The 23,947-nt window shown below is 67.1% G+C and carries 19 protein-coding genes; 14 read left to right on the forward strand and 5 right to left on the reverse strand.

Annotation, left to right across the window (positions count from 1 at the left end; all coding sequences use genetic code 11):
* Positions 1–139: 139 nt before the first annotated feature.
* Positions 140–2,500, reverse strand: coding sequence for an MFS transporter (locus tag ABEA50_RS20065; protein WP_345497088.1), 2,361 nt, complete (start codon positions 2,498–2,500; stop codon positions 140–142).
* A gap of 591 nt (positions 2,501–3,091) precedes the next feature.
* On the opposite strand from ABEA50_RS20065, the gene pheS reads away from it, so the two are divergent.
* From pheS to ABEA50_RS20110, 9 genes are all read left to right on the forward strand, one after another.
* Complete coding sequence (gene pheS / locus ABEA50_RS20070; protein ID WP_345497089.1) at positions 3,092–4,159, forward strand: phenylalanine--tRNA ligase subunit alpha; 1,068 nt, start codon at positions 3,092–3,094, stop codon at positions 4,157–4,159.
* 33 nt (positions 4,160–4,192) lie between these two features.
* Positions 4,193–6,694 (forward strand): phenylalanine--tRNA ligase subunit beta, encoded by a 2,502-nt coding sequence (pheT, locus tag ABEA50_RS20075; RefSeq protein ID WP_345497090.1) that lies wholly within the window; start codon positions 4,193–4,195, stop codon positions 6,692–6,694.
* 786 nt (positions 6,695–7,480) lie between these two features.
* The gene (locus ABEA50_RS20080; protein WP_345497091.1) at positions 7,481–8,263 is read left to right on the forward strand and encodes an alpha/beta hydrolase; all 783 of its coding nucleotides are present in this window, start codon (positions 7,481–7,483) and stop codon (positions 8,261–8,263) included.
* Between the two features lie 32 nt (positions 8,264–8,295).
* Positions 8,296–8,796, forward strand: a complete 501-nt coding sequence (locus ABEA50_RS20085; protein WP_345497092.1) for a PspA/IM30 family protein — start codon at positions 8,296–8,298, stop codon at positions 8,794–8,796.
* The gene (locus tag ABEA50_RS20090) at positions 8,780–9,865 is read left to right on the forward strand and encodes a hypothetical protein (RefSeq protein ID WP_345497093.1); all 1,086 of its coding nucleotides are present in this window, start codon (positions 8,780–8,782) and stop codon (positions 9,863–9,865) included. The genes ABEA50_RS20085 and ABEA50_RS20090 overlap by 17 nt, the downstream gene beginning before the upstream one ends.
* A 235-nt stretch (positions 9,866–10,100) precedes the next feature.
* Positions 10,101–10,517, forward strand: coding sequence for a DoxX family protein (locus tag ABEA50_RS20095; RefSeq protein WP_345497094.1), 417 nt, complete (start codon positions 10,101–10,103; stop codon positions 10,515–10,517).
* A gap of 61 nt (positions 10,518–10,578) precedes the next feature.
* On the forward strand, positions 10,579–11,136 hold the full coding sequence (locus ABEA50_RS20100; protein ID WP_345497095.1) for a sugar O-acetyltransferase: 558 nt from the start codon (positions 10,579–10,581) through the stop codon (positions 11,134–11,136).
* 69 nt (positions 11,137–11,205) lie between these two features.
* Complete coding sequence (gene ppc / locus ABEA50_RS20105; protein ID WP_345497096.1) at positions 11,206–13,977, forward strand: phosphoenolpyruvate carboxylase; 2,772 nt, start codon at positions 11,206–11,208, stop codon at positions 13,975–13,977.
* A gap of 502 nt (positions 13,978–14,479) precedes the next feature.
* Positions 14,480–15,769: an alanine racemase gene (locus ABEA50_RS20110; protein WP_345497097.1), complete on the forward strand. Its 1,290-nt coding sequence runs from the start codon at positions 14,480–14,482 to the stop codon at positions 15,767–15,769.
* A gap of 311 nt (positions 15,770–16,080) precedes the next feature.
* Here ABEA50_RS20110 and ABEA50_RS20115 read toward each other — a convergent pair whose 3' ends face one another.
* Positions 16,081–16,740, reverse strand: coding sequence for a response regulator transcription factor (locus ABEA50_RS20115; RefSeq protein ID WP_345497098.1), 660 nt, complete (start codon positions 16,738–16,740; stop codon positions 16,081–16,083).
* Positions 16,737–17,750: a HAMP domain-containing sensor histidine kinase gene (locus ABEA50_RS20120; protein WP_345497099.1), complete on the reverse strand. Its 1,014-nt coding sequence runs from the start codon at positions 17,748–17,750 to the stop codon at positions 16,737–16,739. The genes ABEA50_RS20115 and ABEA50_RS20120 overlap by 4 nt, the downstream gene beginning before the upstream one ends.
* Positions 17,751–17,928: 178 nt before the next feature.
* Here ABEA50_RS20120 and ABEA50_RS20125 point away from each other — a divergent pair, with 178 nt between their 5' ends.
* Genes ABEA50_RS20125 through ABEA50_RS20135 form a run of 3 tightly spaced genes read left to right on the forward strand, consistent with a single transcriptional unit; the run spans position 17,929 to position 20,010 of the window.
* On the forward strand, positions 17,929–18,201 hold the full coding sequence (locus tag ABEA50_RS20125) for a hypothetical protein (protein WP_345497100.1): 273 nt from the start codon (positions 17,929–17,931) through the stop codon (positions 18,199–18,201).
* Positions 18,201–18,698, forward strand: a complete 498-nt coding sequence (locus tag ABEA50_RS20130) for a CBS domain-containing protein (RefSeq protein WP_345497101.1) — start codon at positions 18,201–18,203, stop codon at positions 18,696–18,698. The genes ABEA50_RS20125 and ABEA50_RS20130 overlap by 1 nt, the downstream gene beginning before the upstream one ends.
* Before the next feature lie 28 nt (positions 18,699–18,726).
* The gene (locus ABEA50_RS20135; RefSeq protein ID WP_345497102.1) at positions 18,727–20,010 is read left to right on the forward strand and encodes an ArsB/NhaD family transporter; all 1,284 of its coding nucleotides are present in this window, start codon (positions 18,727–18,729) and stop codon (positions 20,008–20,010) included.
* Here ABEA50_RS20135 and ABEA50_RS20140 read toward each other — a convergent pair.
* Positions 19,986–21,005, reverse strand: a complete 1,020-nt coding sequence (locus tag ABEA50_RS20140) for a helix-turn-helix transcriptional regulator (RefSeq protein WP_345497103.1) — start codon at positions 21,003–21,005, stop codon at positions 19,986–19,988. The genes ABEA50_RS20135 and ABEA50_RS20140 overlap by 25 nt on opposite strands.
* 63 nt (positions 21,006–21,068) lie before the next feature.
* On the opposite strand from ABEA50_RS20140, the gene ABEA50_RS20145 reads away from it, so the two are divergent.
* Positions 21,069–21,560, forward strand: a complete 492-nt coding sequence (locus ABEA50_RS20145) for a pyridoxamine 5'-phosphate oxidase family protein (protein ID WP_345497104.1) — start codon at positions 21,069–21,071, stop codon at positions 21,558–21,560.
* Positions 21,561–21,655: 95 nt separating this feature from the next.
* On the opposite strand, the gene ABEA50_RS20150 is transcribed toward ABEA50_RS20145, so the two are convergent.
* Positions 21,656–23,164 (reverse strand): FAD-dependent oxidoreductase, encoded by a 1,509-nt coding sequence (locus tag ABEA50_RS20150; RefSeq protein ID WP_345497105.1) that lies wholly within the window; start codon positions 23,162–23,164, stop codon positions 21,656–21,658.
* Between the two features lie 94 nt (positions 23,165–23,258).
* Between ABEA50_RS20150 and ABEA50_RS20155 the strand changes: the two genes are divergently transcribed.
* Positions 23,259–23,912, forward strand: a complete 654-nt coding sequence (locus tag ABEA50_RS20155) for a TetR/AcrR family transcriptional regulator C-terminal domain-containing protein (protein WP_345497106.1) — start codon at positions 23,259–23,261, stop codon at positions 23,910–23,912.
* Positions 23,913–23,947 lie beyond the last annotated feature (35 nt).

Below are 23,947 nucleotides of genomic sequence, written 5' to 3' on the forward strand. Positions count from 1 at the left end.
GAGTCCACTGTGGGTCATGACCAGCTCTCGGCGGTGAAGTCAAGGTGGCAGGTGCTCTGACCGGTATCGGAGCGGGTGCTGCGAATCGTGGGCGCCGGGATGACCCCGGCGCCCACGATTCGTCTACTCGCTCGATTACCTACTCGTCCGTGTGCGTCAATTCGATGACGTGATCGTCGGTCGGTTCGGTTCCCAGGCTGACCGCGGTGGTCTTCGCCGGGTAGCCGGAGGCGATCACGGTGTAGTCGCCGATACCGAGGTCGGCGAACGCGTAGGCGCCGTCGTCGCCGGTGAGGGTGCTGTCGACGACCGTTCCGGAGGAATCGACGAGTGTGACGCGGGCATCTTGGAGCGGACCGTAGGGGGTACGGACCATGCCGCGTAGTCGTGCGCTGCGGGGTAGCCGCACGTCCAGGTGGGTGACGCCGTTGCCGTTGATCTCGGTGGGCAGCGCCACCGGCTGGTAACCGGCGGCATTGACGGCCACCGTCACCGGGCCGGGGATCAGCTCGGTCAGCGCGTATTCGCCATTGCTCTTGGAGGCGCCCGCGGCGAGAACGTCACCGCGGCTGTCGGTGACGATCACCAGGGCATCCGCGACGGGTGTGCGGTCGTCGGCGCGCACCGTTCCCGCCAGCCCGCTCATCCCGCTGAGCTGGATATCGTGCGCCAGCGGTTGCGCGCCGACGGTAACCGGCGCGGCCTGTGGCTGGAACCCTTCCGCGGAGGCGATGAGCACGTACGCGCCGGGGTTCGGTGCGTCCAGGGCGTATCGGCCGTCCGGGCGTGCGATGGCCCTGCCGATCTGTCGACCCGCGGGTGAGATCAGGGTGAGTGCGGCGCGGGGGACGGGCGCGCCCGCCGACCGCACGTGTCCGTGCACCATGATTCCCTCGGCCACGAATTCCTCCGGTATCAGTCCCGAGGCGTCTTCGGCCAAGGCCGCCCGCGAAATCGCCGGGGTCACAACGGGATCGAGTGTCGATTCTGCCACCGGTGTCTCGTCGGTAGACAACGAGGTGCGCAGGGCAACCTCCTTGATGAACAGCGTCAACAGGAAGCCGAGCAGGGCGATCGGGGCCGCGATCAGGAAGATATCGGCAACGCCGTGCCCGTAGGCGCTCTCGACGATGGTGCGCACCGGTCCAGGAAGGGCCGCGACGTCGGGGATACCGCCACCACCGAGGCTCTTCGCGGCATCGGGACCGAGCCGGCCGATGTCCTCGCTGATGTGGTTCTGCACCCGCGTCGCCATGACCGCGCCGAGCGCGGAGACGCCGATCGCGCCGCCGAGGCTGCGGAAGAACGTGACCAGCGAGCTGGCCGCGCCGAGATCGCTCGGTGGTACCTGATTCTGCGTGCAGAGCACCAGGTTCTGCATCGTCATACCGATGCCGAGGCCCATCAGCGCCATGAAGATCGCGACGTGCCAGTACGGGGTGTCGTAGCGAATGGTGCCGAGCAGGCCGAGCCCGGCGGTCACCAGTGCGGTGCCACCGACCAGCCAGCTCTTCCAGCGACCGGTACGGGTGATGATCTGCCCGGAGACCGTGGAGGAGATGAACAGTCCACCGATCATCGGGATCGTCATGAACCCGGACATCGTCGGGGACTGTCCGCGAGCCAGCTGGAAGTACTGGCTGAAGAACACGGTGCCGCTGAACATCGCCACACCGACGAACAGCGAGGCCGCCGAGGCGAGGCTGATGGTGCGGTTGGCGAACAGCCGCATCGGCACGATGGGTTCGGCGGCACGGAGTTCGACGAGGACGAACGAGACGGCAAGCACGACGGTGCCGACCAGCATGACGGCGGTCTGCCAGGAGATCCACTCGTATTTGTCGCCGGCGAAGGTGACCCAGAGCAGGAGCAGACATACCGAGGCGGTGACCAGGAACGAGCCGAGCCAGTCGATCTTCACCTCACGCTTGATCACCGGCAGTCGCAACGTCTTCTGCAAGACGACCAGCGCGATGAGCGCGAACGGCACGCCGACGTAGAAGCACCAGCGCCAGCCGAGCCAGCTGGTATCGGTGATGACGCCGCCGAGCAGCGGTCCGCCCACGGTGGCGACGGCGAACACGGCGCCGAGGTAGCCGCTGTAGCGGCCGCGTTCGCGCGGCGCGATCATGGCCGCCATCACGATCTGTGCCAGCGCGGACAGGCCGCCGACGCCGATGCCCTGGACGACGCGGCAGGCGATGAGCATCCCGGCGTTCTGGGAAAGGCCCGCCACGATCGAGCCGGCCATGTAGATGACCAGCGCGATCTGGACGAGGGCCTTCTTGCTGTAGAGGTCGGCGAGCTTTCCCCAGATCGGGGTCGCGGCCGTCATGGCGAGCAGCGTGGCGGTGACGACCCAGGTGTAGGCCGATTGTCCGCCGCCGAGCGTGCCGATGATCTTCGGCAGCGCGTTGGTCACGATGGTCGAGGAGAGGATCGCGACGAACATGCCGAGCAGCAGGCCGGAGAGTGCCTCCATGATTTGCCGGTGTGTCATCGGGGCAGCCTCGGCTGCCGCCTCCGGTGCCCGCGAGCTCTCGTTCGCAGTGATTGTCATTGGTCTCTTTCTGGGGGCGGCGTCCGGTGGTGGGGGTCAGCGGCGCTGTGGCCGCGTCCGGACGGCGCTAGGGATAATTACAAAGTAAGTTGGTTAACGAAACTAACTATAACGCCGAGATATTTCCGCGTGCAGGCGTAGCGCCGGTGCGCTCGGTCACAGACGTGCATACGGCGGGCGGTTCGGGGAAACTCGGCCGTGCCGAATATGTGCGGTATGCCCCACGGTGGAAGCGGGTTCTCGGCTCCGCGCGGAGTCGTGACCCCCGGTTCGGGAGGACCGGGTGCTGCTGTCGGAGTCCAGGTCTGCGCGGCGTGCGGGGTTGTGGTCGGTGTTAATCGAGGTGAATCGGCCCTGCCACATCCCATAGGATTCGTACTGTTCGGTGAACACATGCGATATTGCGTACAGAACACCGTGGTGTCCGCCGCCGTGAACACGGTCGGCCGGGCATCACGAGCAGCCCATTCCTAGAACGCTGTGGGTCGATCCTCATCGGCCCTCGAATCGAACAGGGAGCGACGAACCATCGTGGCCGACGACAAGGAAACCGCCGCTGTCGAGCAGACCTCCGCGCCGACCGAGGAGGCACTCGCGGCCGCCGCGGGCGCCGCCGAGAAGGCGTTTGCCGCCGCCGAGGACCTCGATGCGCTCGCTGTCGCCAAGACCGAGCACCTCGGTGGCAAGGCGCCGATCGCCTTGGCGCAACGGTCGCTGGGCAGTTTGCCCAAGGCGGAGAAGGCCGACGCGGGTAAGCGGGTGAACGTCGCGCGGTCGCGGGTGTCGGAGGCATTCGACGCGCGCCGCGCCGCGCTGCTTGCCGAGCGGGACGCGGCGGTGCTGGTCGCGGAGGCCATCGACGTGACGTTGCCCGCCCACCGGGCGCCCGTCGGTGCGCGCCACCCGCTCACGGTGCTGTCCGAGCAGGTCGCCGACGTGTTCGTCGCGATGGGCTGGGAGGTCGCTGAAGGTCCCGAGGTGGAGACCGAGCACTTCAACTTCGACGCGCTGAACTTCCTGCCCGATCACCCCGCGCGCACCATGCAGGACACCTTCCACATCGCCCCGGAGGGTTCGCGCCAGGTGCTGCGCACCCACACTTCGCCGGTGCAGGTGCGTTCGTTGCTGGCACGTGAGCTGCCTATTTACGTGGTGTGCCCCGGGCGCACGTTCCGCACCGACGAGCTGGACGCCACCCACACGCCGGTGTTCTCCCAGGTGGAAGGCTTGGCCGTGGACAAGGGGCTCACCATGGCGAACCTGCGCGGCACCCTGGACGCGTTCGCGCGGGCGCTGTTCGGCCCGGAGACCCGAACCCGTATGCGGCCCAACTATTTCCCGTTCACCGAGCCGTCGGCCGAGGTCGACGTGTGGTTCCCGGACAAGAAGGGCGGCGCGGGCTGGGTCGAGTGGGGCGGCTGCGGCATGGTGAATCCGAAGGTGCTGATCGCCAGCGGGATCGATCCCGAGGCGTACAGCGGGTTCGCGTTCGGTATGGGTATCGAGCGGACGTTGCAGTTCCGCAATGGCATCCCGGACATGCGCGACATCATGGAAGGCGACGTTCGTTTCACGTTGCCCTTCGGCATCCGGTCCTGACCTCACCCTTCGAGCGAGAGAGCGAAACGTCAAGTGCGAGTAGCGCAGTCCTGGCTGACCGAGAGCATCCAGCGCACCACACCGGGGTGGTCGGTGACCGCCGAGGAACTCGACGCGGGATTCGTCCGCGTCGGGCTAGAGGTCGAGGAAGTCGAGAAGCTGGCGCGCGTCGGCGGCGACATCGAGAAGCCGTTGGTGGTGGGCAGGGTCGCCGAGATCACCGAGCTGACCGAGTTCAAGAAGCCGATCCGGTTCTGCAAGGTCGACGTCGGTAATCCCGAGCCGCAGGAAATCGTCTGCGGCGCCACCAATTTCGCCGTCGGCGACCTCGTGGTGGTGGTGTTGCCCGGTGGTGTGCTGCCCGGCGGGTTCGCGATCTCCTCGCGCAAGACCTACGGGCACGTGTCCAACGGGATGATCTGCTCGGTCGCCGAACTCGGCATCGGCAAGGACCATTCCGGCATCCTCGTGCTGGAACCGGGCGCCGCCGAGCCGGGCGCGGACGCGAACGAGCTGCTCGGCCTCGACGACACGATCATCGAGCTGAACATCACCCCGGACCGGGGCTACTGCTTCTCGGTGCGCGGATTGACCCGCGAGCTGGCGTGCGGATTCGACCTCGACTACGCCGACCCCGCAGTACGCACCTTGCCCGACGACGAGCAGGACGCATGGTCGGTCCGGGTGGACGACAGCGCGCAGTGCACGCGGTTCGGTGCGCGCAGGGTCACCGGGATCGATCCGAAGGCGGTGAGTCCGTGGTGGTTGCAGCGCAGGCTGTTGCTGGCCGGGGTGCGACCGATCTCGCCCGCCGTCGACGTCACCAATTACGTGATGCTCGAACTCGGTCAGCCGTTGCACGCCTTCGACGCCGCCAAGCTCAGCGGTGACCTGGTGGTGCGCACTGCCGAAAAGGGGGAGACGCTGCGGACGCTCGACGACACCGAGCGTCGGCTCGACGTCGAGGACGTGGTGATCGCCGACGACTCCGGCGTGGTCTCGCTGGCGGGCGTGATGGGTGGTGCGAGCACCGAGGTCGGTGCCGAGACCACCGATATCGTGCTAGAGGCGGCCGTGTGGAACCCGCTGCGGGTGTATCGGACCTCGCGGCGACACAGGCTGTCTTCGGAGGCGGGACGACGTTACGAGCGGGTGGTCGACCCCGAGATCAATGTGGCCGCGCTGGACCGTGCCGCCACCCTGCTCGCCGAGATCGCCGGTGGCACAGTGGCTTCGGCATTGACCGACATTCGTGCGCAACTGCCGCCGACCCCCGCGATCCGCATGGACATCGACCTGGCCGACCGGGTGGCCGGCGTGGTCTACCCGACCGGCACCTCGGCGCGACGGCTGTCGCAGATCGGGTGTTCGGTCGAGGTCGCGGTGAGCGACAGCGGGCACGCGCAGCTCGAGGTCACCCCGCCGAGCTGGCGTCCCGATCTCGCGCAGCCCGCGGACCTGGTGGAGGAAGTGCTGCGGTTGGAGGGGCTGGAGCAGATCCCCTCGGTGCTGCCCACCGCACCGGCCGGACGCGGTTTGAGTGCTGAGCAGCGGCGCCGCCGCGCGGTGAGCCGGGCGCTGGCCTTCGCCGGTGGGGTGGAAGTGCCGCCGCCGGTGTTCCTGCCGCCGGGCGTGTTCGACACCTGGGGTCTGGACGCCGACGATCCGCGCCGCGTCACCACCCGTGTGCTCAACCCGCTCGATTCCGAACGTCCCGAGCTGGCCACGACCTTGCTGCCCGGTCTGTTGGAGGTGGCGGGCCGCAATATCTCGCGTGGCGCGCGTGATCTCACCCTCTACGGCGTCGCACAGGTGGTGCTGCCGGGACCGAATGTGCGTCCGGTAGCGGAGTTGCCGGTGGATCGGCGGCCGACCGACGAGCAGATCGCGGAACTGGTCGATTCGTTGCCCGCGCAGCCGGTGCATGTCGCCGCTGTGCTCACCGGTCGCCACGAGCCGCGCGGACCGTGGGGGCAGGGGCGCCAGGTCGAGGCCGCCGACGCCTTCGCGCTCGCCGACGATGTCGCCGCCGCCGCGGGCGTGGTGCTCGAACGCCGCGCCGCCGCGTACCTGCCGTGGCATCCCGGCCGTTGCGCCGAACTCGTCGTCGACGGCGCTGTCGTCGGTTACGCGGGTGAGCTGCATCCCGCGGTGTTGGAGCGCTCCGGTCTTCCGCCGCGTACCTGCGCGGTCGAGCTCGACCTCGACGCCTTGCCGTTGCGGGAACCGCGTTTGTCGCCGACGGTGTCGCCGTTCCCCGCGGTCTTGCAGGACGTGTCGGTGAGCGTCGAGCATTCGGTGCCCGCCGTCTCGGTGGAGCAGGCGCTGCGCTCGGGTGGCGGCGACCTGCTGGAAGACATCGCACTGTTCGACGTCTACGAGGGCGCGCAGGCAGGTGAGGGACGTAAATCCCTCACCTACGCCCTGCGTTTCCGCGCCCCCGACCGCACACTCACCGAGGACGAGGCCAGCAGCGCACGCGACGCCGCGGTCGCCGCCGCTTCCGATGCGGTAGGTGCGGTACTGCGCGGATAGCTCACGCGGACAAGGCATTCGAGCCTGCTCGGTATCTCCGGGTGGGCTCGATGTTTCGTCGCCCGCCGTTCGGCTGAGATGCCGGTCAGTCGTGCGCGCGATGCTGCGGGTGATAAGCGGGGGCTAGGAACTCCTCGCTGTGTTTTTCGCGGCTGGCGCCGCGTGGTTCGGCCGGAGAGTCCCGTTGCCCGAGTACCTATTTCTTGCTCCTGCGTCGCCTACGAAACGGGCACTCAGCAGCGAGACAGCCGCGAATTTACCGTGCCGGTCTCGCTTCGCTCGGAACAAGTGTTTGGGCGGCTCGGATGTTTGGTGTGGTGGGGCGGTGACGGTTTCACCGCGGCAGGGCGGCGATGGGCCGGGGGATCTGGCGCGGTGCGAGTTCGCGTACGGATTCGAGACGCCCACGGTGTCCTCGGGTGTCGGCATGACGTGGACCAGGATGAGCCTGGTGGCCCACGACAAGAATGTGCGAGCACGCTGGCCGATCGACAAGTGGATTCGAGGCCGTTACCCTCCGCTGGCGCGGCCTGTGCCACGCCGCAGCAGTGATCCGAGGCGACACCTGGTCCGGCGGATGCTTCGAGCTGTGAACGTTCGATTCGTGGCGCGGTGCGATCATCATCGCCGGTGAGCTCGCCGAGCTCTCCCCGTACAGCTGTCGCGCGTGCTCCCATCCAGCGCATCGCACTCGTGCATCCGGAGCGCGAGCTCCGACCACGGTGGATCGGGCGGTCGCACGACCGGCAACGTGCGATGACCGCTACCAGCGGGTAGAACAATGTCATGCGACACCCTGCCGCTCCGATTCTGAACGCGCTGGCCTATCTCCCCGAGCGGCAGCTCACCCAGACGCCCGCGTCGCTCGGCCTCGACTACACCGAGCTGTCGATCGATACCGACGACGGGGAAACGTTGCACGGCTGGTGGGTTCGGGCACCGCGTTCGATCGGGCACATCCTGTTCACGCACGGCAACGGCGGCAATATCGGTGATCGGATCGTGCTGTACGCGCTGCTCACCAAGGCCGGGTTCGACGTACTCACCTTCGACTACCGCGGCTACGGGCGCAGCACCGGACGGCCGAGCGAACACGGCACCTATCGCGACGCTCGTGCGGCCCGACGGGCACTGCTCGACCAGCAGGGGGTGGACCCGGATCGTGTGCTGTACCTGGGTAAGTCACTCGGCGGTGGGGTGGCCTTGGAATTGGCGCAGGAGTACCCGCCCGCCGGGTTGATGCTGATGTCCACCTTCACCGGTATTCGCGACGCGGCGCGCTCGATCTATCCGTTCCTGCCCGCACCGCTCGTGCCGAACGCCTATCCCAGCGAGCGCAGGATTCGCGCACTGCACGTGCCGGTGCTGATCATGCACGGCGATCAGGACGACCTGCTACCGCTGCGGCACGCGCAACGGTTGTTCGCGGCGGCCAACGAGCCCAAGCGGCTGGTGGTGTTCCCCGGCGCCACGCACAACGACGTGATCATGGTCGGTGGCAACACGTGGTTCGAACTGGTGCGGGACTGGGCTTCCGACGTGTTGCGCGGCGTGCGGCGACAGTCATGACCGGCACCCGCGATGCTGCGTAGCCTGGCGGTATGACGGAAAGCAGCGGGATCGGGGGACAGCTCGCGGGGCTGACGGACGGGGAACTGGTGGCGGTGCTGCTCGCGGCGACGGCGGGACGTCCCACCTTCGCCCCGGTGCGTACGGCCCTACTCGGGCTCGCCGAGGTCGGTGATGCGGTGCCCGGCGACATTGTGACTCCGGACACCAACCCGGTCGTGCGAGAAGTGCCGCCGCCATCGACAGCGGTATCCGGGCAGGTCGACGCGGCTACGCCGGTGCCGGGATCGCTGTCCGACGGCGCGGTGCCCACGGATTTCTCCCCTTCCGGCGTTCCTACTTTCGAGTCAGTTCGCGATAAGGTCGGACAGCGTTTCGGCACCGCGCAAGGGATGGACGAACTCGACCGGCAGACCAGGGCGGGCCGCAGCGTCGATGAACAATGGGAGGCGCGCGAGCAAGCCGCGCGCGAGCGCCTGGATCGGATACGGAAATCGTTGCGCGACGACGAATCCGGTGATCACCGACGGTGAATTCGCGCCGGGCGCCCCGCACTACGAACGCGATGGGTGGACGGCGATGGGTCAGGCGCAGGAGATCGCCGAGCGATTACTCGATGCTCAGGTGCGATTCGTGCTGGCGGAGGTGAGTGGTGACCGACTCACCGAGGTAGTGGCGCGCGATACCGAAGCCGTTCTCGCGGTTGCCGATACCTTGGTCTTCGGCGAGATCGTGCGGGTCGAGCAGGCCAAGCAGACCGTGACGGTGATCGTCGATCTGATCGGCGGCAGTCCGGTATTCGCGGATATGGCCGGGGTGTTCGCCGACGCGATCTACGACCGTATCGCCGCCGACAACGACTACCGCCTCGGCGACGTGGTCGACCGCGAGCCGGTGGAGGCCCTGCTGGAGAAGATTCTCGGCATGCACCAGGCCCAGGAGCGCATTCTGGATCGGCTCACCGAGAGTCCGTTGGTGGCGACGGTCGCGTCGAAATTCGTCGACAAGTTGCTCAACGATTTCGTGCAGGCCAATCGGGAACGTGCCGAGAAGATACCCGGTGTTTCCTCGCTGATGTCGATCGGACAGTCCGCTGCCAACCGCGCGAAGAAGGCCGCCGACGGCACTTTTGTCGGCGACCTCGCGGGCAAGGGGGCGATGTTCGCGCTCAAGCGCACCAACAACGCGATTCGCGAGATGCTGCGCGACGCGCCGGTACACGCCGCGGCGATGGAATTCTGGGACTTGCACGCCGACGAGCCGGTCAGCGGGCTTCGCGATTATCTGAGCGGCAAAGACCTCAACGAACTGGTTCTGCTCTGCTACGAAATCGCTGTCACCACAAGGGAAAAGGAATACTTCGGCGTACTGCTGGACGAGTGCGTCGAGGTGTTCTTCCACAAGTACGGCGAGTACACGCTCGCGGCACTGCTGCCAGAACTCGGTCTCACCGGCGACGATATCGGCGCCGAAATTCTGCGCTACGGTCCTGCGGTGATCGAGGGTGCCAAACGCAACGGTGTGCTCGCCGGATTGATCCGCGAACGTCTCGAGCCGTTCTTCCTTTCCGAGGAAGTCCTCGGGATTCTGGCCGCCGAGTAAATATCGGCGACCGCGGCGAATCGGCGGCACGGGTGCGCCCGGCTGTCGGTCACCAGAACAACTCCGGCTATAGCGCGCGCGATCGGCCCACCGATCTCAGGAACACCGGATACGCGAGGGTGTCGACTGGTGTGGCGTCGGCTCACCGGCGTCGAAGGGAACGCTCACGGAATGAGTGCTGACGTTCCCGTCGTGGTGTCGCCATCGCGCTCGCCGTCGTGCCTAGGCTGACGGCATGGGTATCCGTGAACTCGAAACTCCGCCGAGCACACCTGCACGGACCGTGGCGCGCTACCTGCTGTCGGCCGTGCTGGTGTTCGCCGGTGCGAGCCATTTGTGCTGGGCGCGTGCGGCCTTTCAGGCGCAGGTGCCGGATTGGGTGCCGTTGGACAAGGACGGCGTCGTGATGGCCTCCGGTGGGGTCGAGATCATGCTCGGCGCCGGGCTCGCCGGTGTTCGCCGCGACCGGGTGCTGCTCGGCCGGATCGCCGCCCTGTTCTTCGTCGCGGTCTTTCCGGGAAATTTCGCGCAGTGGCAAGGGCAGCGGTCGGCGTTCGGGTTGGATACCGATCGAAAGCGTTTCGTTCGGCTGCTCTTTCAGCCGGTGTTGGTGGCGTGGGCGCTGAAATCCACGGGCGTGCCGAGGAAATAGCGCACCCGGACCCGCCGTCGCGCCTGGGCGATACGAAGAACCCGGCCACTAATCTCGTGCTATGAGTGTCGACAAGGAGCGAATGCTGGCGGGCGAGCTGTATCGGGACAATGCCGGCGACCTGATCGCGGAGCGTCATCGCGCCCAGCGATTGTGCGCGGAGTTCAATCAGAGCGACCCGGAGGCCACCGAGCGGCGCACGGCACTGCTGCGCGAGTTGCTCGGCGGGCTGGGGGAGGGGTCGTGGATCATGCCCCGCTTCCAGTGCGATTACGGCTATCTCATCGAGATCGGCGCGAACTCCTTCCTCAATTATGACGCGATCCTGCTCGACTGCGCGCCGATCGTGATCGGCGACGACGTATCGATCGGCCCGCGCTGTCAGTTGCTCACCGCGTTGCATCCGCTGGCCGAGCACGAGTTGCGCAGGCAGCGGTGGGAATCGGCCGCGCCGATTCGGATCGGTGACAACGTCTGGTTCGGCGGGGGCGTGATCGTGTGCCCCGGGGTGACGGTCGGCGAGGACACGGTGGTGGGTGCGGGCAGCGTGGTGACCCGTGACCTACCCGCGCGGGTGTTCGCGGCGGGCAATCCGGCGCGGGTGATCCGCGAAATCTGAGCCCGCGCCGCGACACGGTGTGTTCGGTGTCGCATACCCATGTGGGCTCGGCGGCAATACTGTCTGATCATGGGCGAATCGACGAGCGAGACGCAACAAGAGGCCATTCGACCGCTGCGCGACGATATTCGGTTTCTCGGCGGTGTGCTCGGCGAGGCCATCCGTGATCATGAGGGTCCCGAGGTGTTCGACCTGATCGAGCGGGTGCGCATCGAGGCGTTCCGGGTGCGGCGCGAAGAGGTCGACCGCAGTGCCGTCGCGGAGATTCTCGACGGGATCGACATCACCACGGCGCTGCCGCTGATCCGTGCGTTCAGTTATTTTGTCCTGCTGGCCAACCTCGCGGAGGATCTCCAGCGCGACCGTCGGCGCGCCGCGCACGAGGCCGCGGGTGAACCGCCGCAGGATTCGTCGCTCGCGGCGACCTATCGCAAGCTGGATGCCGCGGAGTTGGCGGACACGGAGGTGGCCGAGTTGCTCACCGACGCCTTGGTGTCGCCGGTGATCACCGCGCACCCGACCGAGACCCGACGCAGGACGGTGTTCGACGGCCAGACGAGGATTACCGAGCTGATGCGGTTACGTCAGCATTATGGCGAAAACGACCGTGCGCGCGCCGACCTGGAGTCACAGATCCGTCGACAGGTGCTCGGGCTGTGGCGGACCGCGTTGATCCGGTTGGCGCGCTTGCGTATTCAGGACGAGATCTCGGTCGGCTTGCGGTACTACGAGATCACCCTGTTCGAGGTGATCCCGGCGATCAACGCGCAGGTACGCGCCGCGCTGCGATCGCGATGGCCGGGCGCGCGATTGTTGCCGCGCCCCATCCTGCGACCCGGCTCCTGGATCGGCGGCGACCGCGACGGAAACCCGTATGTGACCGCGGAGGTGGTGGGCCTGGCGACCCGGCAAGCGGCCGGCGTCGCATTCGGACGATACCTGCGCGAATTGGTGGAGTTGGAGAAGACACTCGCCTTGTCGTCGCGGCTCGTCGCGGTGACACCGCAGGTGACCGCGTTGGCCGAGGCCGACTATCTCGATCCCACCGCGCACCCCGACGAGCCGTATCGGCGTGCGTTGCAGGCTGTTCGGGCGCGGCTGTCGGCGACGGCGGCGCAGGCGCTCGGCGAAGCGATACCGCACACACTCGACCTGAATGCCGCGCCGTATCCGACGCCGCAGGCGGTGCTGGACGATCTCGACGCGGTGGATGCCTCGTTGCGCGCCAGCGGCGACGATCTGCTCGCCGACGATCGCCTCGCGTCCTTGCGCTACGCGGTGGAGACCTTCGGTTTCCATCTCCAGGGTCTGGACATGCGGCAGAACTCCGAGGTGCACGAGCAGGTGGTCGCGGAACTGCTCGCATGGGCGGACGTGCATCCCGACTACGCGAGCCTGCCGGAGGACGAGCGGGTGCGGCTGCTCTCGGCCGAACTCGGCACGCGGCGCCCGCTGCTCGGCCCACACGCGCGCCTCGGCGAGACCGCGAGCAAGGAACTCGACATCGTCCGTGCCGCACGGGACGCGGTGCAGACCTTCGGCGCCGAGGCGGTGCCGAACTACATCATCAGCATGTGTACCTCGGTCAGCGACATGTTGGAGGCCGCGCTGCTGCTGAAGGAGGGTGGTCTGCTCGATCCCGGTGCGCCCGAAGGCGGTCCGAGTTGTTCGGTCGCGGTGGTGCCGTTGTTCGAGACGATCGAGGATCTGGCCGCGGGTGCGTCGACTTTGGCCGCGGCACTGCGGGTTCCGGTGTATCAGCAGTTGGTGGCCGCGCAGGGGATGCGGCAGGAAGTGATGCTCGGGTACTCCGATTCCAACAAGGACGGCGGCTACCTCACCGCGAACTGGGCGTTGTATCGGGCGGAGCTGGAGCTGGTGGACGTCGCGCGCGCGGCGGGAATTCGGCTGCGGCTGTTCCATGGTCGCGGCGGCACCGTCGGTCGTGGCGGTGGGCGCAGTTACGACGCGATCCTCGCGCAGCCGGTGGGTGCGGTGCGCGGTGCGCTGCGGTTGACCGAGCAGGGTGAGGTGATCGCCGCCAAGTACGCCGAACCCGGTGCGGCACACCGTAATCTGGAATCACTGATCGCCGGTACCTTGGAATCGACATTGCTCGACGTCGAAGGGCTCGGCCCCGATGCGGACGCCTCCTACGAATTGATGGACGAGTTGTCGAGGCGCGCGCGTGCCGCGTACTCCCAGTTGGTGCACGAGACACCGGGTTTCGTCGAATACTTCCGGCAGTCGACGCCGGTCGCTGAGGTCGGCGACCTGAATATCGGTAGTCGGCCCGCCTCGCGGAAGCCGACGAATTCGGTCGGTGACCTGCGCGCCATCCCGTGGGTGATGTCGTGGAGTCAGGCGCGGGTGATGCTGCCCGGCTGGTACGGCACCGGCACCGCGTTGCAGGAGTGGGTCGGTGGTGACGCCGACCGACTCGCGACCCTGACCGAGCTCTACCACCGGTGGCCGTTCTTCCGTACGGTGCTGTCGAACCTCGCCCAGGTGATGGCCAAGAGCGACCTCGACATCGCCGCCCGGTACGCCGACCTGGTCGAGGACACGGCGTTGCGGGACACGATCTTCGGGATGATCCGCGCCGAACACGAACGCACCGCGCGCATGCACGCGGCGATCACCGGCAACGATCAGCTACTCGCCGACAACCCCTCACTGGCCGAGTCGATCCACAACCGGTTCCCGTATCTGGAGCCGTTGAACCAGATGCAGGTCGCGTTGCTGCGCAGATTGCGTGGTGGCGACGACTCGGAACTGGTGAAACGCGGAATCCTGTTGACCATGAACGGTTTGGCGACGGCCCTGCGCAACTCCGGGTAGTTCGCGGACGCACGCTGGGCGGAGTTGATCGCACACGCTCACGGATGCGACCCTGCTGGACGCGCTGTGGGGGAGTTGATCGCGCGCGCTTTGGGACACACGACTCTGCCGGACTCGCCGCCTGATCAGCGTGTTTCTCGAACCGGCTGGTTTGCTCCGCCGCTGCGGGAGTGCGGGCGTGCGAACCGCGCTTGCGGATGCGCGTGCGTGCGGGGGCGACTCATGGGCGCCGTGTTCTGGTGTCGCGCACGCTGTTCGGGCACCGCACCCGGTTTCGGCGCAGGTTCCCGGCCCGTCGAAGTCGAATTCCGTGGCGGCTCGGCCGCGCGACACCGTCGAACCCCTTCGCGTGGCCAGAACGAAGGGTGCGGGTCGCCGCTCGGCCACCCGCCGATGATCGACACCGACCTGCGCTGCGACCGCACCGCCGACCAAAAGCTCGATGACCGACGGGCGAGGTGCATGCTGGTGTGGCAGTCGATGAGCACGGGAAAGGTACACGGTGATCGATCACGACGCGGTGGCGGCATTGGCGGAGCGTGGCATCGGGCCGGAACACAAGAGTGTGCCACCGCGGGCTTGGGGGCTGACGATCCGTGAATTCCTGGACACCGCACCGCTTTTAGCCGAGTTCCAGACGCCGGTGCTCACCCTCGACCGCGCGGCGCTCGAGTCGAATCTGCATGCGATGGCGGGGTGGGCCAGCGCGGCGGGTGTGGCGTTGGCGCCGCACGGCAAAACCAGCATGGCGCCCGCGCTGTGGGCACGACAATTGGCGGCGGGTGCGTGGGGGATCACCGTGGCGACGGTGTGGCAGGCGCAGGTGGCGCGCGCGTTCGGGGTGCGTCGGATTTTGCTGGCCAACGAGGTGGTGGATCCGGTCGCCTTGGGGTGGGTGGCGGCGCAGGCGGCGCGCGACCCGGAGTTCGACCTCGTGTGCTGGGCCGACAGCGTCGAAACGGTCGAGACGATGGATCGGCACCTGGCCGCGGCACCGGGCGATCACCGGGTCGGCGTGCTGGTCGAACTCGGTGGCTCGCCGGGGCGCACGGGTGCCCGCACGGTCGGGCAAGGCCACGGCGTCGCCGCGGCGATCGGTCGGTCGCGGCGGCTGCGGTTGGCGGGCGTCGGCGGGTACGAAGGTGTGCTCGCGCACGATCGGATGGCATCGTCGCTCACGACAGTGCGGGACTACCTCGCCGACCTCGCCCGCCTGCATCGTGAATTATGCGCTGCGGGAGCGTATTCCGAGGAAGCGATCGTCACCGCGGGTGGCAGTTCCTTCCCCGACCTCGTCGTCGAGCATCTCGGCGAGCTCACGAAAGAACAAGGTGCGCAAGGCATGACGACCACCGTAGTGCTTCGTTCGGGCGCCTATCTGATTCACGACGACGGCTTCTACGCCGAGACCTCCCCGCTGTCGACCTCGCGGCGGTGGCCGCTGCGCTCGGCGATGCACGGGTGGGCACGCGTCGTGTCCCGGCCGGAGCCCGAACTGGCGTTACTGGACGCGGGCAAACGCGACGTTCCCTATGACTATGACCTTCCGACTCCGCAGCGCGCGGACGGCCGAGCACTCGGCGCGCCCGCCTCGATCGCCGCGCTCAACGATCAGCATGCCTATCTCCGACTGCCGCACGCGGAACCGACGGAGCTACCGGTCGGCGCCGTGGTGCGCCTCGGACTGTCGCATCCGTGTACCGCCTTCGACAAGTGGCGGCTGATCCCGGTGATCGACGACGCCGACGCGCCGTCGCCGCGCGTTGTCGACCTGGTACACACCTTCTTCTGAGCGAGGCGGCGAACGCGGTCGTGCACCGCCTCGACCCGAAGCCTCGCTAGGACACGCGGTCTGGGTCGTTGTCGACCGTGTCGGCGCTCGAGTCGGGGTCTCGGCAGGGCCTGCCGCGGTCGATGATCCGCTCGCAGGTCGACGCCGGGCACCCGTGCTCAGGAAGTCGCGCGTGACGGACGCGACGGATCGACATCGGCTTCCTTGCGAACGGGCACGCTCGCGATTTCGGGCGCGAAATCGCGAAATAGCCGGTGCGAGAAGACTCCCCGCGAATGCCGGTGCGGGGATGCGGCCGCGGGCCGAGCCGGTCAGGGTTCGATCAAACCCGCCCGAATCGCGAAGCGCGTCAAGGCGAGTCGGTCGCGTAAACCCAACTTCTGCAACACATTCGCCCGATGACGGTCCACGGTCTTGATGCTGATCACCAGGTCGGCGGCGATTTCCTTGGACGAGTGGCCCTCGGCGACCAGTTTCACGATCTCCTCCTCGCGCGGAGTCAACACGTTGGGCGGCAGCGGGTCACCGTGGCGGGCCCGCTGTAACCAATCCCGGATCAACGAGTTGACCGCGCCGGGATAGAGATAGGACCGCCCGTTCAACGTCGCGCGGCATGCTTCGAGCAGGTCGCGGTCGGCCACCGACTTGAGCACATATCCGGACGCGCCGACGCGCAGCGATTCGAAGAAATACTGTTCGTTGTCGTACATCGACAGCATCAGGATCCGCACGTCCGGGTGGTCGCGGTTGATTTCGCGCGCCGCCTGGATACCGGTCATCCTCGGCATGGCGATATCGAGGATGGCCAGGTCGACGGCGGTGTCGGCCAGTTGCTGCACCGCCTCGTGGCCGTTGGCGGCTTCGGCGACGACGGTCAGATCGGGTTCGGCGTCGATGATCATGCGTAGGCCCGAACGGACGAGGGCGTGATCGTCGGCCAGCAGGATGCGGGCGGGTGCCGCACTTGTCACGGAATGCTCCCTGGGTCGCGCTGCGGGATGGTCAAACAGATGTCGGTGCCGTGGCCGGGTGGGGAGCGGATCACCAGGGTGGCATCGACCAGCAGCGCGCGCTCGCGCATGCCACGGATCCCCGCGCCGTCATCGCTGACGCCGCCGCGACCGTCGTCGCGTACCCGCAGCAGCAACATGTCGGCGTGCGCACGCAGGGTCAGCACGACCTGGCTGGCCTCGGCGTGCCGAATGATGTTGGTCAGTCCCTCCTGCGCGACGCGGTAGCAGACCAACTCGACCTCGGGTGCCAACCGAGGCAGGTTCCGATCGACCTCGCGGGTCACGGGAATCCCTGTGGTACTGGAGAACTCGCTGCACAGCGCGCTCAGCGCGCTGAACAATCCGAGATCATCGAGCACGTCGGGGCGCAGCCGTCGCGCGATCACCCGCACCTCGTCGAGGCATCCACGCACCGTTTCCTGGGCGTCGTGCAGCACGTCGGCGACGTCCTCGGGCGCGCGGTCGGCGACCCGTTTCATCGACAGCAACGCCACCGTGAGACTTTGGCCGATCTCGTCGTGGAGTTCGCGCGCGATGCGGCGGCGCTCGCCCTCCTGCGCGGCCAACGCCGACGCGCTCGCCGCGGTGCGCTCGGAGGCCAGGCGGTCGACCATCGCGTTGAACGTATCGATCAGTCGGGCCAGGTCACCGTTGCCGCGTCCGGTGAGGCGACCGCTGCGCCGCAGCGGGTCGACGCGATGCATCGAGGCGATCAGCTCGTCCAACGGCGCAAGGCTCGACCGCAACAGCAGCGCGTTCGCGGCGAGGATGACCGCGAGACCGACCAGCAGGACCGGTATCTCGGTGACCCGTACCCGCGACGACACGGTCGCGGGGGACACCGCGAGGACCAGGGTGCCCAGGGTGAACACGAGCCCGTTGATGAGGAAGATCCGAAGGAACAGCGCATCGGCCGGCGTCCGCGCGTGTCGCCGGAACAGGCCGATGCCACTCGCGGGACGGTCCATCCCCTCAGTCTGACTGTTTCCCCCGGTCGAGTCCATGGGGCCTGTCACCCATTCTGTGACCCGTCCACTACATAGTGCGTGCCCTCGGAGATGGGTATTCGCGCCGATAGTAAGGAACGCCCGCGACGCCAAGACTGGGAAGCGACAGCGGATGGCTGCTGCGGGAGGAGTACACGGCATGGAAATCAACCGGACGACAGTGCCCGGCACAGCCGAGGTGCACCATCTCCTCGCCCGTGGTGGCGCCAGGCTCGCCGTGGTCACCGCGCGCGACGGCGACAAGCAGATCCTCGTCTACGACCGCGGACACGACGAACCGAGCCGGACGATTGTCCTGGAGCAGGACGAGGCCGATCAGCTGGCCCAAATCCTGCACAGCGCACCGATGTCCGACCGGGTCGCGCGGCTGGAGCGTCGCGTCCACCAACTCGCCGGCGAAGGGAGCCGGTGATGACAACCACCCGACAGCAGGCCCAACAGGACCGAGACATGCAAGCACGCGAGATCGCGATCCAACTGCCGACGGTGCACATCGGCGACCCCGTGGCCAAGGCCATGCGTTTGATGGTGGTGAATCGGCTACCCGGCATGATCGTCGTCGACGACAGAGACCGCCCGCTGGCGGTGCTGCCTGGCACGCAGGTCCTGCGGCTGGCCATCCCGAGTTCGTACCAGAACGATCCCGCGTTGGTGCGCACCATCGATGAACTCCACGCGGAGCTGTTCTGGTACGAGCCGGGCCGGATGACGGTGGGCGATTGCCTGCCGGATCTCACCGCTAAACCCACCACCGTGCGCCCGGATGCCACGTTGCTGGAGCTCGCCACGGTGATGTCGCAGCGCCACAGCCCGCTCGTCGCGGTTGTCGACGAGAATCGGGTGCTGCTCGGTGCGGTCACCCTGGAGCGATTGTTGATCAGTTTGGCGGTGGTGGGACTAGAGGACTGATCGCCAGCGGTACACGGCGTCGGAACTGATGAATCAAATACTTGCCCTGGCCATTTTCGTCGGCGCGTTCTTCCTGATTGCCACAGAACGCGCCAACAAAGTAAAAGTCGTCCTGATCGCCGCAGCGCTCATGATGGTGCTCGGCTTCGCCCCGGGCGAGGACGTCTTCTACTCCGCCCACAAAGGCATCGACTGGAACGTCATCTTCCTGCTGCTCGGGATGATGATCATCGTCGGTGTCATCAAGCAGACCGGATTGTTCGACTTCCTCGCCATCTGGGCGGCCAAGCGATCCAAAGGAAACCCGTTCCGCCTGATGGTGATGCTGATGGTGATCACCGGCGTCGCGTCACCGCTGCTGGACAATGTCACGATCATCATGCTGGTAGCGCCGGTCACCCTCGTGATCTGCGACCGGCTCGGCCTTGCCGCGCAACCCTTCCTCATCGCCGAGGTGCTCGCCTCGAATATCGGTGGCGCGGCCACACTGGTCGGCGATCCGCCGAACATCATCATCGGTAGCCGAGCGGGCCTGAGCTTCAACGACTTCCTGATCAATATGGCGCCCGCGGTCGCGGCGATCTTCGTCCTGTTCGTGATCAGCACGCGCTGGTTGTTCCGTGCGCATCTGCGGCACAATTCCGAGCAGGTGCACACGGTGATGGCGTTGCAGGAACGTCGAGCCATCACCGATCCGAGGCTGCTCACCCGGTCGTTGTTGGTACTCGGCGCGGTCGTCACCGGCTTCGGGCTGCATTCGTTGCTGCATATCGCGCCCTCGATCATCGCGTTGCTCGGTGCCGGTGCGATGGTGCTCGTGTCGGATCTGGACATCGGTGAGGTCCTACGCGAGGTGGAATGGGCGACGCTGGTCTTCTTCATGGGCCTGTTCGTCATGGTGTCGGGACTGGTGCACACCGGCGTGATCGATCGGCTCGGCGCAGCCGCGGTCTCGGCCTTCGGTGACAATCCGCTATTCGCCGCGGCCACCTTGGTATTCGGTTCGGCCGTGGTCGCCGCGTTCATCGACAACATTCCCTATACGACAACGATGGCACCCGTCGTCGAGGGTCTCGTCGAGCAGACCGCGGACCCGGGCCAGGGCAAGGCGCTGTGGTGGTCGTTCGCCTTCGGCGCCGACTTCAGCGGCAATGGCACCGCGGTCGCCGCGAGCGCCAATGTCGTCGCGCTCGATATCGCGAAGCGAGCGGGTCATCGAATCACGTTCTGGCAGTTCACCAAGTACGGCATCATCGTCACCGCTTTCAGCAGCGTCCTGGCCTTCGCCTACGTGTGGCTGCGGTATTTCTGAGCGCTCGGGTGCGGGTGGTCGGGGTGGCCCTGCGCGTATCGCGCGTGCATGGCCGCGGCGGTGGCGGCCAGCTGGGCGCGCAGCTCGGCCGGGGCCAGTACCTCGATGAACTCACCGAGCGGGAGGATCGCGGTGGTCAGGACCTCGTAGGACTCCGAGGGCACGGTGAGTTCGACCCAGCCGTGCTCGTCGGGTTCGGTCGCGGAGTCCATCGCCTCGGCGACGGCGGCGGGGTCGAGTGTGATCCGCAGGAGCCGAAGGTGCGAGGTGGCGACGCGACAGCGCGCGCGGACCAGGAGCATGGCCCGGGCGAATTCGTCCGCCGCGTGTTGCCAATGCGATGTCAGGTCGAAATCGCCTGGGCGGTGGAAGGTTTCGCCGGTCGACTCGACGGAGAGAATGCGTCCGGCACGGTAGGAGCGGATGCTCGTGCCGTCGCGAGCGACGAGATACCAGGTGCCCGCCTTCAGTACCAGGCCGAGTGGATCGAGTGTTCGCTCGACGATCTTGTCGCGGCGGTCGTAGCGCAGACGCAGCGTGCGGTCGTGCCACAGTGCCTGCGCGACCGCGGCGAGGGCAGGTGTCTCGTCGGGTCGGCGAAACCAGCCCGGTGCGTCGAGGTGCACCCGCTCGGCGATCCTGGTCGCCCGACCGCGCAATTCCGGCGGCAAGGCCGCGAGCACCTTGAGTTGCGCCGTGGCCAGCACGGTACCGAGTCCGAGATCGGCGGCGGCAGCGGGTAATCCGCCGAGGAGAACAGCATCGGCTTCCGCCGTGGTCATGCCGGTCAGGCGAGTGCGATACCCGTCGACGAGTCGGATACCGCCCGCATGACCCGGCGCGCTGTAGATCGGAACACCCGCCGCCGACAGTGCCTCCACGTCCCGGTACACCGTGCGCACCGACACCTCGAGCTGTCGCGCGAGCTCGGGTCCGGTGCTGTTGCCGCGCGTCTGCAACAGCAACAGCAACTGCACCAATCGACTCGCACGCACATTTCGAAGGCTAGCCGTGGAACCTGACAGAAGGTGGCAGGTTTTGCTTCTACCGTCGTTCCCATGACCTCTTGGAGTCGATTCACCGAAGAAGCGCCCAGCGTCGCCACCGTCTTCACCCGCAGGCATCGGGCGGCCGGGAATCTCTGCCTACTCGCTACCTTGCGCGCCGACGGGTCACCCCGCATCAGCCCGGTCGAGCCGATGATTTTCGACGGCGCGTTACTGATCGTCGGCATGCCGCACACGCGGAAGTTCGACGACCTCGCCCGCGACCACCGCTTCTGCCTACACACCGCGACGGTCGACACGCAGGTCGGTGACGGCGACGCCAAACTCTTCGGCACCGTCACCGATGTCACCGACAAGCGCGTCCACGACCAGTTCACCCACAAGCTGTTCGAGGAACGGGGTTTGGACTTCCGCGAGGAGGAATTCGACCACTTCTTCGTCGCCGACCTCACCGGCGCCTCCAGCGTGGAGGTCGCCGACGGGCACATGGATGTCACGGTCTGGAAGCCGGGCGAGGGAGAACGGGTGGTGCGCAAACACTGACCATCGCCTGGTCCCCGCCGCGCACCGCCTGCGCGGCGGAAAACCGTGAACAGCCGCACGGTGTTCCGTTCCGAACGAGTCCGATCAGTGCTGGTTCAGGCGATCGCGCGGTCGCGAACCGCCGTGGCGGCCGGTCCGAACCACCTGGTCAGCAGGTCGGTCAGGTCGGTGGTGACCTCGTCGTTCGTCGCCCAGGCGACGTAACCGTCGGGGCGGATGAGCACCGCACGGGGCTGCGGGATGTCTCCGAGGTCGGGGATCGTCCAATGCTCGGTCTCGGTCTCGGCGTGCCTGACGTCGAGGCGATCGGTCCACCCACGAACCGAGGGGGCATCGGTGTCACCGAGGACGAGCAAGACCGGGCGAGCGTGTCGCAAGAGCGCGTGCACCGTGGTGTCGCCCTCGTCCGTGCTGAGATCGGCGTCGGGCACGCGGCGCCCGGCAAGTGGGTGCTCGCTTTCGGTGGGGTAACGGATATCGAGGGCGGTGACCATCAGGCCGAGATGGTGGCGCACCTGGTCCACCTCGAGCAGTTCGCGCATGGTGTCGCGCAGGGCGTCGGTGTGCACGCCGGGGCGCATCAACGCGGTCTGTGCGCGGGTGTTGTGCAGCACCCGCGTGGCGACCGGATAGCGTTCGGCCGCATAGGACTCCAGGAGAGCATCGGCGGCGTCGGCACGGAGCGCAGCCGCCAGTTTCCAGCCGAGATTCACCGCGTCCTGCACGCCGAGGTTCAGGCCCTGACCGCCGGCGGGGAAGTGGATGTGCGCGGCGTCGCCCGCGAGGAAGACGCGGCCTTCGCGATAGCGGTCGGCCTGGCGGGCGGCGTCGCCGAAGTGCGATACCCAGCGCGGGCTGTGCATACCGAAGTCGGTGCCCGCGACCTCGGTGAAGTGGTCACGGAAGGCCGCGAAGGTCAGTTCGGTGTTCCGGTCGAGAACGAGGTCGTGGCGTTGCACGAGCAGTCGATACCAGCCGGGTTGGAACTGGATGGCGGAGAAATCACCTGGCCCGTTGCGCTGGGCGAAGATCCTGTCGGTGGGCGGATCGGCGAGTTCGACGTCGGCGAGCATGCCGGTCATGGTCGCGTCGGTGCCGTCGAATCCGATGCCGACGAGCTTGCGGACGGTGCTGCGCCCACCGTCGCAGCCGACGAGATATGCGGCGCGGATGCGGCGGGTTCCGTGCGGTTGTTCGACGGTCACCTCGACCCCGTCGGTGTCCTGCTCGACTGCGACGACCGGTGAGCTCCATGCCACGTCGACACCCAATTCCGTGACACTGCTTTCCAATTCGGCCTCGAGGACGGATTGCAGCACGGTCAGTGCGTAGGGGCGGCGGGTGGCGAGGTCGCTGAAGTCCATCCGCAGCCCGCCGAAGTGTCCCGCCGGTAGGGGGTTGCCGCGTTCATGGATGCGGTCGAGGAGTCCGCGCTGGTCGAGCACCTCCATGGTGCGTGCGTGAATGCCGCCCGCCCGGGACTCGCCGGTTCGGCCGGGCAACCGGTCCAGCAGTGTCACGCGAATTCCGGCGGTGCGCAGTTCGTAGGCCAGCATCAGCCCGGTCGGACCGGCGCCCGCGATCACCACATCGGTTGTTTCCATGTCCATCCCCTTAACGATGTTCTATTCAATTTAACAGTGTTAAGTGCAGCAGAACGTTGTTAAGGTGTCAAGGTCTCGAACTGGAGAGGTGACGATGAAGCTCGATGCCGACGCCATCGCCGAGGCCGCCCTCGGCTTGTTGGACGAGGTCGGCCTGGACGGCCTGACCATGCGCAAGGTGGCCGCCGTGCTGAACGTGCAGGCACCCGCGCTGTACTGGCACGTCAAGAACAAGCGGGAACTACTCGATGTGATGGCTCGCGCGCTCTTCGTCGCCGCGATGGCCGACGTGGAGGCGCCCAGGCGCGACGAGGACTGGCGGGAGTGGATGTGTGCCATCGCCGCGCGGCTGCGTCGCGCGATGCTGCGGTATCGAGACGGCGCGCGGGTGCTGGCGGGCACCTACGTGAATGAAGAAGTGGTATGGCGGTCAATAGAATTGACCCTGCGCACGATGGAAGACGCCGGTTTCACGACCGAGCAGGCGGCGCGGGTTTTCCCGATCACGCTGCACTACACCATCGGTTTCGTCATCGAGGAGCAGACGCGTGGCGGCGAAGAATATCCCGACGGCAACCCCTATGTGCCCGAACGCATCGCGGCGCGGGTCGACGGTGTGCGTTTCCCGCGCGCCGCGCGCCTGTCCACGAACCTGTCCACCCTCGCGGACTTCGACGGCGAATTCGACTACGGGTTGCGGGTGATCATGGCCGGTATCGTCGCTACCAGGGGTGACGACGTGGAGTGATCGGAGCGAATCGAGCCTCGTCCACGGGACTACTT

Source organism: Nocardia callitridis, from assembly GCF_039543305.1.
Lineage (GTDB): Bacteria > Actinomycetota > Actinomycetes > Mycobacteriales > Mycobacteriaceae > Nocardia > Nocardia callitridis.

What these genes read in the sequence shown, in the direction of transcription:
- ABEA50_RS20120 (WP_345497099.1), bottom strand. Translation starts at nt 17,750, where the DNA reads ATGGACCGTCCCGCGAGTGGCATCGGCCTGTTCCGGCGACACGCGCGG.
- ppc (WP_345497096.1), top strand. Translation starts at nt 11,206, where the DNA reads ATGGGCGAATCGACGAGCGAGACGCAACAAGAGGCCATTCGACCGCTG.
- ABEA50_RS20145 (WP_345497104.1), top strand. Translation starts at nt 21,069, where the DNA reads ATGACCTCTTGGAGTCGATTCACCGAAGAAGCGCCCAGCGTCGCCACC.
- ABEA50_RS20150 (WP_345497105.1), bottom strand. Translation starts at nt 23,164, where the DNA reads ATGGAAACAACCGATGTGGTGATCGCGGGCGCCGGTCCGACCGGGCTG.
- ABEA50_RS20130 (WP_345497101.1), top strand. Translation starts at nt 18,201, where the DNA reads ATGACAACCACCCGACAGCAGGCCCAACAGGACCGAGACATGCAAGCA.
- ABEA50_RS20155 (WP_345497106.1), top strand. Translation starts at nt 23,259, where the DNA reads ATGAAGCTCGATGCCGACGCCATCGCCGAGGCCGCCCTCGGCTTGTTG.
- ABEA50_RS20135 (WP_345497102.1), top strand. Translation starts at nt 18,727, where the DNA reads ATGAATCAAATACTTGCCCTGGCCATTTTCGTCGGCGCGTTCTTCCTG.
- ABEA50_RS20085 (WP_345497092.1), top strand. Translation starts at nt 8,296, where the DNA reads ATGACGGAAAGCAGCGGGATCGGGGGACAGCTCGCGGGGCTGACGGAC.
- ABEA50_RS20125 (WP_345497100.1), top strand. Translation starts at nt 17,929, where the DNA reads ATGGAAATCAACCGGACGACAGTGCCCGGCACAGCCGAGGTGCACCAT.
- ABEA50_RS20080 (WP_345497091.1), top strand. Translation starts at nt 7,481, where the DNA reads ATGCGACACCCTGCCGCTCCGATTCTGAACGCGCTGGCCTATCTCCCC.
- ABEA50_RS20100 (WP_345497095.1), top strand. Translation starts at nt 10,579, where the DNA reads ATGAGTGTCGACAAGGAGCGAATGCTGGCGGGCGAGCTGTATCGGGAC.
- ABEA50_RS20065 (WP_345497088.1), bottom strand. Translation starts at nt 2,500, where the DNA reads ATGACACACCGGCAAATCATGGAGGCACTCTCCGGCCTGCTGCTCGGC.
- ABEA50_RS20095 (WP_345497094.1), top strand. Translation starts at nt 10,101, where the DNA reads ATGGGTATCCGTGAACTCGAAACTCCGCCGAGCACACCTGCACGGACC.